12 protein-coding genes are annotated in these 11,513 nt (G+C 71.2%); 8 read left to right on the top strand and 4 right to left on the bottom strand.

The window, feature by feature from the left end; translation table 11 throughout:
- Nucleotides 1–158: 158 nt before the first annotated feature.
- Nucleotides 159–416, bottom strand: coding sequence for a cytochrome P450 (locus tag ACFYP3_RS33735; RefSeq protein ID WP_388841147.1), 258 nt, complete (start codon nucleotides 414–416; stop codon nucleotides 159–161).
- Nucleotides 417–1,179: 763 nt separating this feature from the next.
- Between ACFYP3_RS33735 and ACFYP3_RS33730 the strand changes: the two genes are divergently transcribed.
- The 8 genes from ACFYP3_RS33730 to ACFYP3_RS33695 all read left to right on the top strand — a co-directional run bounded on the left by ACFYP3_RS33730 (nucleotide 1,180) and on the right by ACFYP3_RS33695 (nucleotide 7,849).
- Nucleotides 1,180–1,833 (top strand): HAD family hydrolase, encoded by a 654-nt coding sequence (locus tag ACFYP3_RS33730; protein WP_388841144.1) that lies wholly within the window; start codon nucleotides 1,180–1,182, stop codon nucleotides 1,831–1,833.
- A gap of 43 nt (nucleotides 1,834–1,876) precedes the next feature.
- A complete protein-coding gene (locus ACFYP3_RS33725; protein ID WP_388841141.1) occupies nucleotides 1,877–3,100 on the top strand; it encodes an MFS transporter in 1,224 nt (407 codons plus the stop codon).
- Nucleotides 3,072–4,220, top strand: a complete 1,149-nt coding sequence (locus ACFYP3_RS33720) for an acetoin utilization protein AcuC (RefSeq protein WP_388841149.1) — start codon at nucleotides 3,072–3,074, stop codon at nucleotides 4,218–4,220. The genes ACFYP3_RS33725 and ACFYP3_RS33720 overlap by 29 nt, the downstream gene beginning before the upstream one ends.
- Before the next feature lie 96 nt (nucleotides 4,221–4,316).
- On the top strand, nucleotides 4,317–5,147 hold the full coding sequence (locus tag ACFYP3_RS33715; RefSeq protein ID WP_388841138.1) for a phosphatase: 831 nt from the start codon (nucleotides 4,317–4,319) through the stop codon (nucleotides 5,145–5,147).
- A 114-nt stretch (nucleotides 5,148–5,261) separates the two neighbouring features.
- Complete coding sequence (locus ACFYP3_RS33710; RefSeq protein ID WP_008738568.1) at nucleotides 5,262–5,471, top strand: helix-turn-helix domain-containing protein; 210 nt, start codon at nucleotides 5,262–5,264, stop codon at nucleotides 5,469–5,471.
- 121 nt (nucleotides 5,472–5,592) lie between these two features.
- Nucleotides 5,593–5,691, top strand: coding sequence for a 30S ribosomal protein bS22 (locus ACFYP3_RS33705; protein WP_003948845.1), 99 nt, complete (start codon nucleotides 5,593–5,595; stop codon nucleotides 5,689–5,691).
- A 95-nt stretch (nucleotides 5,692–5,786) separates the two neighbouring features.
- On the top strand, nucleotides 5,787–6,863 hold the full coding sequence (locus tag ACFYP3_RS33700) for an NAD-dependent epimerase/dehydratase family protein (protein ID WP_388841135.1): 1,077 nt from the start codon (nucleotides 5,787–5,789) through the stop codon (nucleotides 6,861–6,863).
- Entirely contained in the window at nucleotides 6,863–7,849 is a 987-nt protein-coding gene (locus ACFYP3_RS33695) for a lysophospholipid acyltransferase family protein (RefSeq protein WP_388841132.1), read from the top strand. Before ACFYP3_RS33700 ends, ACFYP3_RS33695 begins: the two co-directional genes overlap by 1 nt.
- Before the next feature lie 52 nt (nucleotides 7,850–7,901).
- Here ACFYP3_RS33695 and ACFYP3_RS33690 read toward each other — a convergent pair whose 3' ends face one another.
- From ACFYP3_RS33690 to ACFYP3_RS33680, 3 genes are all read right to left on the bottom strand, one after another.
- Nucleotides 7,902–9,104, bottom strand: a complete 1,203-nt coding sequence (locus ACFYP3_RS33690) for a DUF5667 domain-containing protein (RefSeq protein WP_388841129.1) — start codon at nucleotides 9,102–9,104, stop codon at nucleotides 7,902–7,904.
- A gap of 236 nt (nucleotides 9,105–9,340) precedes the next feature.
- Nucleotides 9,341–10,156: an ECF subfamily RNA polymerase sigma factor, BldN family gene (locus tag ACFYP3_RS33685; protein ID WP_388841127.1), complete on the bottom strand. Its 816-nt coding sequence runs from the start codon at nucleotides 10,154–10,156 to the stop codon at nucleotides 9,341–9,343.
- 360 nt (nucleotides 10,157–10,516) lie between these two features.
- Nucleotides 10,517–11,470 carry an HAD family hydrolase gene (locus tag ACFYP3_RS33680; protein WP_388841123.1) on the bottom strand — a complete coding sequence of 318 codons (954 nt, stop codon included), beginning with the start codon at nucleotides 11,468–11,470 and terminating at the stop codon, nucleotides 10,517–10,519.
- Between the last annotated feature and the right edge of the window lie 43 nt (nucleotides 11,471–11,513).

The following is an 11,513-nucleotide window of genomic DNA, read 5'->3' as shown; positions in this document are numbered from 1 at the left end:
GAAGCTAAGCCTTTCAGCGCCGATGGTACTGCAGGGGGGACCCTGTGGGAGAGTAGGACGCCGCCGAACAATCATTGCGGGAAGCCCCGCACCAAACCCTTCGGGGTTCGGTGCGGGGCTTTTCTGCGTTCAGGGCCTCCGTGGTCGTGTATCCCTCGTCAGTCCGCGCGGCTGCTGACCATGGCGAGGTGCGCGCCGAGGCAGATCCGGGGTCCGCCGCCGAAGGGCATGTTCGCGTACTTGGCTGGCGAGGCCGTCGACGAACGGTGTAGCCAGCGGTCGGGGAGGAATTCCATCGGGCGGTCGTAGAGTTCGGGATCCCGATGGATGAAGAACGGGCTGACCGCGACCCGGTGGCCCGGGCGCATGGGGTAGCCGGCGAGTTCCGTGGGCTGATCGACCACTCCGACGAGCAACAGCCATGCGACTCCGGCGGAGCTCGACCAGTCGGGACACCTCCGCCGTCAGGGCGAGATGAGTGATGAGTGCGGTGCAGCTGTTGGCTGCGGCGCGACGGCCAGTTGGAGGGAAGATCAAGGGCGGGAGGCTGGAGCGCGTCCTGGAGGTGAGCGACCAGAGCGGGGACCTCGCCGGTCTTCGGGCCCAGGCAGAACTCCGCGATGAGCTGCGCGGCAAGGTCCTCCAGGGCGGGCACCATCTCCAGCCCGGACCGCGTCCGCCAGTTCTCGGCGGGCCGGGCGACCGTCGCCGCCATCCGTTCTCCGGTGGGATGCTGCGCGCGTGCATCCACTGCGTCATTTCCGGAGATGTCCCCCGGCCCTCGACGGACTCACCCAGCAGGTTCTGCGGGGTGGTGTAGGTGCCGTTGGCGTGTTTGAGGATCTCCTCGGCCAAGGCCGGTGTGTTCGCCAAGTACGGTCCCGCTCGCCGCCCCCACCGCCGGCAGCGCCTATCGGTCAGTTGATGTACCGATAGCTGGGCTGCATGGCCAGATCGATCGTGCCGAGGCTGCGCACCGTGCTCCTCTCCGCTGCGGCCCCGGAGGGATCGTCGGCCAGGGGCCCGGATCTTGAGCTCACGGGGGCGGACACGGGCGTGGCGACGGCGGCTGCGCAGCTGCCGGTCACGGCGGGAGGCCCGCACGACGCCCTGCATGTTCAGCCGATTACCAGCACTGGGCTGCCGTCCACCCGCGCTGACGGATCGTAGGGTTGGGGTATGGGCTATGACCTCGTCATCTTCGACAACGACGGCGTGCTGGTGGACAGTGAGCCGCTCGCCAACAGCGTCCTCGCCGGGTACCTGACCGAGCTGGGGCACACGACCACGTACGAGGACTCGCTCCGCGACTACATGGGGTCGGCCGTGCACCGGGTGCACGACGTCGTCCTGGAGCGGACCGGGGAGCGGCTGCCCGGGGACTTCGACCAAACGCTGGTTGCGCGGACCATCGCCGCGTTCGAGCGGGAGCTGAAGCCGGTCGCCGGCATCGAGGACGTGCTCGGGGCGCTGACCGCGAGCGGGGTCGCGTACTGCCTCGCCTCGTCCGGGAGCCACGAGCGGATCAGGGCCGGGCACCTGGCGGCGGGCATCGACGGCTGGTTCGAAGAAGAGTGGATCTTCAGCTCCGACGACGTCGGCCAGGGCAAGCCGGCCCCCGATCTGTTCCTGCACGCGGCCCGGCAGATGGGCGTCGAGCCGGCGCGGTGCGTCGTCATCGAGGACAGCCCCCGCGGGATCCAGGCCGCCGTCGCCGCCGGCATGGACGTGTACGCGTACACCGCGATGCTGCCCGCCGAGCAGCTGCCCGGGGCCACCGGCTACTTCGGGGACATGATGCAGGTCCCGCTGCTCCTGCAACTGCCTGTGTGATCGCTCTACCCACGGGTAGCCCCGGGGCCTACGCTGACCCGCCATGACGGATGATGTGCGGCTGCGGCGCGGCCGCGGCGCCCTGGGGTTCAGTTTCTTCGCGCAGGGCGTGGCCTTCGCGCTGCTCGTGACCCGGATCCCGGCCATCCAGGACCGGTACGGGATATCCGACGGGCTGCTGCCCGCCTTCCTCGCGGCCGTGCCGATCCTCGCCGGGGTGTCGAGCGTGGCGACCGAGCACCTGGTGAGGCGGGTGCCGCCCAGTGTCGTACTGCGGTGGGCGCAGCCGCTCGTGCTGCTGTCCCTGCTGGGCGTCGGGACCGGCGGCCAGATGTGGCACGTGGCGGTGGCCCTGGGGGCGTTCGGGCTGTCGGTGGGCGCACTGGACGCCTCGATGAACATGCTCGGCGTCAGCCTCCAGCGGGCGTACGGGCGGAGCATCATGCTCGGCTTCCACGCCGCGTACAGCCTCGGCGGGATCCTGGGCGCGTCGGCGGCGTGGGCGGGGGCGCACTGGCACCTGAGCCTGTTCACCGGCTATCTGCCGGCCGTGGTCGTGCTGGTGCCGCTGGTGGTGGTGCTGAGCCGGCGCTACGTGGACGGTACGGGCCCCGGCGAAGTACAGGAGAAGGGGCTCGGCGACGGCGGGTTCAAGCTGCTGCTGCCGCTCTGCCTGGTGATGGCGTGCGCGTACATCGGGGACTCGACGGTGGCGAACTGGAGTGCCAAGTACCTCCAGGACGTGCTCGGGAGCTCGGAGCAGACGGCGACCGTCCCCTACAACGTCTACATGGTGACCACCCTCATCGGGCGGGCCGTCGGGGACCTGGGCGTGCGCCGCTTCGGCGCCGCGGCCGTGGTGCGGGCCGGGACGCTGGTCGCCGCGGCCGGTTTCGCCGTCGTCGCGGCCGCGCCGGGCGCGTGGGTGGGGATGCTCGGCTTCACCCTGCTGGGGATCGGGCTGTGCGTGATCGTGCCGCAGACCTTCGCCGCGGCGGGACGGTTGTTCCCGGGGGCGTCCGACACGGCCGTCGCGCGGCTCAACATCTTCAACTACGTCGGCTTCCTGATCGGGTCGCCGCTCGTCGGGGCGGTCGGCGACGCCTGGAGCTACCGGGGCGCGATGCTGGTGCCGATGGCGCTGGTGCTGGTGACCTTGCTCCAAGCCCGCTCGTTCGGCTCCGACAAGGCCCGATACGGTGTCGGGCATGAGCGGCGAGCCGGTGACCGGGTTGTTGATGTGGGACGAGGCGGTAACGAGGTATGACTTCGGACCGAGCCATCCGATGGACCCGGTGCGCCTGGCGCTGACCATGGGCCTGGTGCGCGCCTTCGGGCTGGACCGGGCGATGGAGGTACGGGCGGCCCCCGCGGCCGGTGACTCGACGCTGCGGCTGGTCCACCGGGAGGACTACGTGGCGGCGGTGCGCGAGGTGTCCGGGGACCCGGGGCTCGCCGACGGGTCCTACGGGCTGGGGACCGTCGACGATCCTGCCTTCCCCGGCATGCACGAGGCGTCGGCGCTGATCGCCGGGCAGTCCGTGGCGGGCGCGGAGGCGCTGTGGCACGGGGAGGCGGAGCACGCGGTGAACTTCGCGGGCGGGCTGCACCACGCCATGCCCGGCGGGGCGGCCGGCTTCTGCGTGTACAACGACGCGTCGCTGGCGATCGCGCGGCTGCTGGAGCTGGGGGCGGAGCGGGTCGCGTACGTGGATGTGGACGTCCATCACGGGGACGGTGTGCAGGCGGCCTTCTGGGACGACCCGCGGGTGCTGACGATCTCGATGCACGAGCATCCGCGGACGCTGTTCCCGCAGACCGGCTGGCCGCAGGAGACCGGGGGGCCGGCGGCCGAGGGGTCGGCGGTGAACATCGCGCTGCCCGCCGGGACGGGGGACGAGGGGTGGCTGCGGGCTTTCCACGCCGTCGTGCCGGAGCTGCTGGCGGACTTCCGGCCGCAGGTGCTGGTGACCCAGCACGGGGCCGATACCCACTTCGAGGACCCCCTCGCGCACCTGGCGGTGTCCCTGGACGCCCAGCGGGCCGTCCAGGAGGCCTGTCACCGGTTCGCGCACGCGTACGCGGACGGCAGGTGGCTGGCGCTGGGCGGCGGCGGGTACGCGGTGGTGGACGTCGTGCCGAGGTCGTGGACGCACCTGGTGGGGATCGCCGCGCACCGGCCGGTGGACCCGGCGGTGGCGGTGCCCGCGGCATGGCGGGACGAGGTGTACGCGCGGACGCGGCAGTTGGCGCCGGCCCGGATGACGGACGGGCGGACGCCGTCGTGGCGGGACTGGGACGCGGGCTACGACCCGGCGGACCGTACGGATCAGGCCGTTCTCGCGACGCGTCGGGCGGTCTTCCCGCTGCGCGGCATGCTGACCTGACCCCCCTTTGCTGACCTTGCTGCATCGTTACGCCAACTGTGGGGCTGTTCGTCGGAATTGATGACCTGCCAGATGTGTTGGGGGCAGCATCGGAGGGTGTTGAGCACCGGCGCGCTGCGTGCGCATCTGCTGGCCGCCCGGTTGGCCGGGCCCGTCGCCACCTCCCGGGAGGAGAGCCTGCGCAGCTACCGGCTGTTCGCGGCGCGTGATCCGCGGGTGCTGCTGGGGCTGGAGCCGGAGGGGGGCTGGGGCGAGGGTGACCTGCTGAGGCTGATGGCGGACAAGTGCGGTGTCTCGGCGGACCCCGCGCACGTCAGCGGGCCGGACGTGATCGACCCCGAGCGGACGGTGGCCGCGCTGGAAGCCTTCGCGGGGCGGCTGCGGGAGGCGGCGCGGGCGCGGTCGCCGGTGCTGTTCGGGACCGGTCATCCGCACCGGCTCCTGGGCTTCTACGCCGGTTTGGCCGAGGCGATGTCGGCGGCGGGATGTGTTGTCCTCACCCCTGCGCAGGGGGTCAGTGTCGACATGGCGACCCGGTTCGGCGTACGCACGTACCGCATCGAATACGTACGGGGGGTCGCGCTGGTGCGGGAGCCCGGCGCGCGGCTGCCGGGGAGTGCGACCGGCGTGCACACCCATTCGCCGCTGCCGGTTCGGGTGGCGCTGGGGGCCCTCGCGGAGGCCGGCGGGCCGCTGCCGGAGCTGGTCGTGGGGGACCACGGATGGGTCTGCGGCGCAGGTCAGCTCGGTGTGGAGGCGATCGGGCTGGCGGACACGGATGATCCCGCACTGTTCGTCGGGGAGGCCGAGGGGCGGGTGTCGGTGGCCGTTCCACTTGATGACGCGGTGCGAGCGGACTACTACCGACCGCTTACGCGCTACGTTCTCGACAGGGCGAGCCTGACGGCCCGGCAGGAGTGGCCGTAGCTCCTCTTCCCCACTCGTATCACGCGCCCCTACTCTGGGGAGTGAGCGTGCGACGACGAGGAGTAACCGGAGGGGAAGCCGGTGCCCGTCATGCGCGGAAGGTCAAGGTGTGTCATGGCTGCTGGCGAGAGGCCTCTCAGTGAGGTTCAGTTCCTGACCGTGGCGGAGGTTGCCTCGGTGATGCGAGTGTCGAAGATGACCGTGTACCGGCTGGTGCACAACGGTCATCTGCCCGCAATCCGGGTGGGCCGGTCCTTCCGGGTCCCCGAGAACGCGGTCCACGAGTACCTCCGAGAGTCCTATGTGGGGGTGGAGTCGGCCTGAGACTGACCCCGGCACGCCCTCGGATTACAAGCTCAGAGCTCGGGACGGTAGGCTAGGCCGACGTAGGTCGTGTGGGCCCCGACGCCCCGCACCGAATGAAGAGAAGTGAGCGAGGGTAGTCGTGGGCTCTGTTATCAAGAAGCGGCGCAAGCGGATGGCTAAGAAGAAGCACCGCAAGCTGCTCAAGCGCACCCGCGTCCAGCGCCGTAACAAGAAGTAAACGGCAGCTGTACGTGTTCTCCGCAGCCCCTCCACCATCCTGGTGGAGGGGCTGCGGTGCAGCCGGGGGACTTCTTCGAGGGAGGCGCTGAGCTCGTGGGGAAGGTCGTACTGGTCACAGGGGCAGCCCGGCAGTTGGGCGGCCGCTTCGTGCGCCGGATCCAGCGTGACCCGGACGTCGAGCGGGTGATCGCGGTGGACGCGGTGACCCCGCCGCACCGGCTCGGATCGGCGGAGTTCGTCCGTACGGACATCAGACAATCGGCGATCGCCCGCGTGCTCGCCGAGCACGCCGTGGACACGGTGGTCCACCTGGCGGTCACCGGGAGCGCCGCGGGCGCGGGCGGTGCGCGCAGCGCCGTCAAGGAAACGAACGTCATCGGGACGATGCAGCTCCTCGGGGCCTGCCAGAAGTCGCCGACGGTGCGACGGCTCGTGGTGAAGTCCAGTACCAGCGTGTACGGGGGCACTTCCCGGGACCCGGCCGTCTTCACCGAGACCACCGAACCGAAATCGCTGCCGGCGGGCGGCTTCGCCAAGGACGCCGCCGAGGTCGAGGGGTACGTACGCGGCTTCGCGCGCAGGCGGCCCGACGTCGCGGTGTGCGTCCTGCGGTTCGCGAACATCCTGGGGCCCTTCGCGGACTCGGCGCTCGCCGAGTACTTCTCGATCCCGGTGATGCCGACCGTGCTGGGCTACGACCCGCGGCTGCAGTTCGTGCACGAGGACGACGTCCTCGAAGTGCTGGGGCTGGCGGCGCGGGAGCCCAGACGCGGGACGCTGAACAGCGGGACCTTCAACATCGCGGGTGACGGCGTGCTGCTGCTGTCGCAGTGCTCGCGGCGGCTGGGGCGGCCCACGGTGCCGCTGCTGCTGCCCGCGTTGACGTGGGTGGGTTCCGCGCTGCGGGCGGTCGGGGTCACGGAGTTCTCGGCGGAGCAGATGAAGCTGCTCACGCACGGCCGGGTCGTGGAGACCTCGCAGATGCGGGACGTCCTCGGCTTCGAGCCGCTCTACACGACGGCGGAGACCTTCTCGGACTTCGCGCGCAGCCGCGGGAGCGGGCTGCTGCCGCCGGAGCGGGTCGGGCGGGCCGTGGACCGGATGGCGGCCATGCTGGGGACAGACGGGCTGGATGTCGATGCCGACGCGTGTGAAGGAGCGAAGCGATAGTGGCGGACGCCAAGGTCATTCCGTTCGACGAGGACCGGCCGCGCCGGCGGATCCCCCGCCGGGTGCGGGCGGTGTCCGCTCCCGAGCCGCTGGAGCCGGCTCCGGCCCCCGAGCCGGCGCCGGAGCCGGCTCCGGCGGGGTCCGGTGACGGCTGGGACCGGCGGATCGCGGGCGGGCTGGCGTTCCTGCGGCGACGGGTCACCGGGGACTACGAGGTCGACGAGTTCGGCTACGACAAGGAACTGACGGACCAGGTCCTGATGTCCCTCATGCGGCCGCTCTACGACAAGTACTTCCGCGTCGAGGTCAGGGGCATCGAGAACATCCCGGCGGAGGGCGGCGCGCTGATCGTGGCCAACCACTCCGGGACGCTGCCGCTGGACGGGCTGATGCTCCAGGTCGCCGTGCACGACCGCCACCCGGCACAGCGCCACCTGCGGCTGCTGGCGGCGGACCTGGTGTTCATGCTGCCGGTGGTCAACGAGCTGGCCCGGAAGGCGGGGCACACCCTGGCGTGCGCGGAGGACGCGCAGCGGCTGCTGGAGGCCGGGGAGCTCGTCGGTGTGATGCCGGAGGGCTTCAAGGGGATAGGGAAGCCGTTCGGGGACCGGTACAAGCTGCAGCGCTTCGGCCGGGGCGGGTTCGTGTCGACGGCGCTGCGGGCGGGGACGCCGATCGTGCCGTGCTCGATCGTGGGGGCGGAGGAGATCTACCCGATGGTCGGCAACGCGAAGACGCTGGCCCGGCTGTTGGGGATCCCGTACTTCCCGATCACGCCGACGTTTCCGTGGCTGGGGCCGTTGGGGGCGGTGCCGTTGCCGACGAAGTGGACGATCCAGTTCGGCGAGCCGATCTCCACCGCGGGGTACGCGGCCGAGGCGGCGGAGGATCCGATGCTGATGTTCAACCTGACGGATCAGGTGCGGGAGCAGATCCAGCACACGCTGTACAAGCTGCTGGTGCAGCGGCGGTCCGTGTTCTTCTGACCCGCCGTCGGAGGAGCGGGGGCGGGGCTGCGTGAGCAGCCCCGCCCCTGTCCTACTCCGCGTCCTCCGCGCCCAGGCCCAGGCCCGGGAGGATGCCCGGGAGCAGGGGCGGGAGGGTGATGTCCGGCCGCGCTTGCTCAGGGGTTCCCGAGGGGGGTGGGGCCGACTCTCCCGCGGGCGGCTTGAGCAGGTCGCCCGTACCGCCCAGGAGGCCGCCGGCCGGTGGCCGGGTGCTGCCCGAGGGGGACGGCGCGGGGCTGCCGGAGGGCGTCCCTGCGGCCGGGGCCGACGGGTGCGCCCCGCTGGGGGTGCCCGGCTTGGGGGAGGTGCTGCCGGGCGTGCCGGTGCCGCGGGTCTGCTCCGGCGGCTTGGGGAGCAGGCTCTGGAGCGGCGCCACGTCTTCGTCTATGGCCTGGAAGACCGACTCCACCTCACCGCCCACGTCCGTGAGCTGTGCCGGGAGCCGCTCGCGGAGCTTGCCCCACACGTCGCGGTGGGAGCGGGAGAACGACGACAGCTTCTGGATCGGGCCGAGCGAGCCGTCCCGTTCGTACGCCGCCTGGAGGAGCCGGTGGCCCTCCTCCGCGTCGTGCTTCACGCCCGCCAGGGCCCGGCGGATCGCGCCCAGGGACTCGTGGTCCAGGTCGCCGAGCCGCCCCCGTTCCATCAGCCTGCGGGCTTCCGAGAGACGGTTCGAGGCCTGGTCGAGGTAGAGCTCGCCCCGGTCCGCGTCGTCGTCGGCCATCCCCAGCTTCAGGTCCTCCATGCCCCGCTTCACGGGGTAGAGGTGGTCACCGGGCAGGGCGTCGGAACTGGCAGCGGCCACTCCGCTGAAGGCTCCCGCGGCCACACCCACGGTGAGGCCGCCCGCTGCGATGCCCTTGGACCAGCGGGAGCGGGGCCGCAATTTCCGGAGCGGGGTCGCCCGGTGGGCGCCGCGGCCGGTCCGCTGCTCGGGCACCAGAGGGTCCGAGGCGGCACCGCCCCCGGCCCTCTCTTCCAACACCATGGCCTCCATGGCGGCAACGAGCTGGGCTCGCTGCACCACCTTGACCTCGGGGTCCAGCACCGGGCGCGGCATTCTTTCGCCGAGCACGCTCGCCAGGGCCAACAACCGGTCGTGGTCGGCAGGTTCGGCAGGTGCCTCGGACTGCTCGGCCGCCGGGTCCGGTTCCGAAAGGTCGGACGGGGTCCGATCCTCCAGGGCCTGGGCGAAGGCGTTCGCCCGCCGGTGCGGAGTCACGTTCGCGATCACTGGCGGCACCTCCTCTCGTCATGACGATCGACTCCCCAAGGTGTCCGGAAGGTTGCCTTCCTTGAGCACATCCACACTTTCGAGTGAGCGGCTTCGGGCAGGGCGTGTCCACAGGGGGTCTGCATTCCGCACAACGAGCGTCGCGGCACTTGGGTTACGGACGAAGGATGATCGGACCACAGCGTCATCGAGGGGTCACCGGATGTATGTGAGGTTGTGTCGATTTATGAGGGGGGTCAGCGGGCGTCGTCCGGCAGGAGGCGGGCCAGCGTGCGGACCGCCCGGTACTGGAGCGTCTTGATCGCTCCCTCGTTCTTGCCCATGACCCGGGCCGTCTCGGCGACCGAGAGGCCCTGCAGGAAGCGCAGGGTCACGCACTCCTGCTGTTGCGGATTGAGTTTCCGTACGGCCTCCAGCAGGGCCGCGTTGGAGAGGGACTCCAGGACGGAATCCTCGGGGCTGCGCTCGACCTCGTTGGCGTCGAGCATCTCGCCGGTGGTGACCTCCAGCCGGAAGCGGCTGGACTTGAAGTGGTCCGCCACCAGGTTCCGGGCGATCGTCACGAGCCAGGCGCCGAAGTCGCGGCCCTGCCAGGTGAAGGTGGAGATCCGGCGCAGTGCGCGCAGGAAGGTCTCGCTGGTGAGGTCCTCCGCGGTCGCCTTCCCTCCGACCCGGTAGTAGATGTAGCGGTAGACCGTGTCGCTGTACTGGTCGTAGAGGCGGCCGAAGGCGTCGGCCTCGCCCGCCTGGGCGCGTTCGACCAGGTCCATCATGCGGGCCTGGTCGCTGTCCGCCGTGGGGCGGCGGGGGGTGGCCTGGGTGCTCGTGCCGGCTGCGCCGTTCGAGCCCCCGGCCGCGCGGCCTCGTCTGCCCACCGTCGCGCCGCCGTCGGTCAGGGCATAGCAAGGACCGGCCGGGCCGATACCGGCGGGGACCGCGGTGGCGAAGGCGGGGACGGCGTACGCGGTGGGGACGAAGCCGCGCAGGTGGTCGAGGACCGTTGCGCGCAGCTGAGCCAGGCCCGAGGCGTCAACCCCGACAGGTGGGTACACGGGACTCCCAGAGGCAGAGCTTCCATCACGTGCAGTGCGGAACCGTTCACCCGTCGTGGCGACAGATGGCCGGTGGCATGCGTTTGAGGAGAATAACGCTTCGTACAGGCAGTGCTACACCCAGTTGCTCAAATCACCGGTTCCGACACTTCTGTTGCGTGTCGAGGGCATATTCAGTCGCTGTTGGTGATCGATTCTTGATCACTTGGGCACGCGGAATGGACGCTTCCAAGGAGGCTCGCGACCGAGTCGGGCATGCCGGAGTGCCGCGCCGGGGGCGCGGGTAGAGGTGAGCGAATGACCGGGCCCGCGCCGTGGGTCCGGCGCGGGCGGAGCCGGAAGGGCCCGGGCCTGCCGTTGTTACTTGCGGCGGCGGTGCAGGGCGATGGCGGCGGCGGCGCCGCCCGCGATGGCGCCGACGCCGGCGGCCGCCGGGACGCCGACCTTCACGGCCTTGCGGCCGGTCCGATAGTCGCGCAGCCGCCAGTCGTTGGTCCGGGCATGCTTGCGCAGTTTTGTGTCCGGATTGATCGCGTACGGATGTCCGACCAGCGACAGCATCGGGATGTCGTTGTGCGAATCGCTGTACGCGGCGCAGCGCGCGAGGTCCAGGCCCTCGGCGGCGGCCAGGGCGCGGACCGCCTCGGCCTTGGCGGGGCCGTGCAGCGGCTCGCCGACCAGGCGGCCGGTGTAGACCCCGTCGATGGACTCGGCGACGGTGCCCAGGGCGCCGGTCAGGCCCAGCCTGCGGGCGATGATCGTGGCCGTCTCCACCGGGGCCGCGGTGACCAGCCACACCTTCTGGCCGGCGTCGAGGTGGGCCTGGGCCAGGGCGCGGGTGCCCGGCCAGATCCGCTCGGCCATGTACTCGTCGTAGATCTCCTCGCCGATGGCCATCAGCTCGGAGACCTTGTGGCCCTTGACGATGGACAGGGCGCTGTCGCGGGCGTCCTGCATGTGCTCGGGGTCCTCGACCCCGGCGAGCCGGAACCAGGCCTGCTGCCAGGCGAAGCGGGCGAGTTCGCGGCGCCGGAAGAACTCGCGCTTGTAGAGGCCGCGGCCGAAGTGGAAGATCGCGGCGCCCTGCATGACGGTGTTGTCGAGGTCGAAGAAGGCGGCGGCGAGGTCGTCGCCGGCGACCGGGAACTCGGGCTCGGCCGGCGGCTCTTCCCGCGGCGCCTCGATCTCCGGCGCCTCGGCCCCGGCTTCGACCAGCGCGGTCTTGCGGGCGGCCTCCGCCGAGGCCTCGCCTGCAAGCACGCTCCGCGCGGTTGCGGAGCGTCTACGAGGGGTGAGCCATCCGAGAGCGGCCATGCGGCGAGCATAGCCACTGTGTTCGGTACTTCCCGAACCGATG

It is taken from the genome of Streptomyces sp. NPDC005533, assembly GCF_042871845.1.
Lineage (GTDB): Bacteria > Actinomycetota > Actinomycetes > Streptomycetales > Streptomycetaceae > Streptomyces.
The sequence above is the reverse complement of the archived record's forward strand: the minus strand, read 5'-3'. Positions and strand labels throughout refer to the sequence as shown.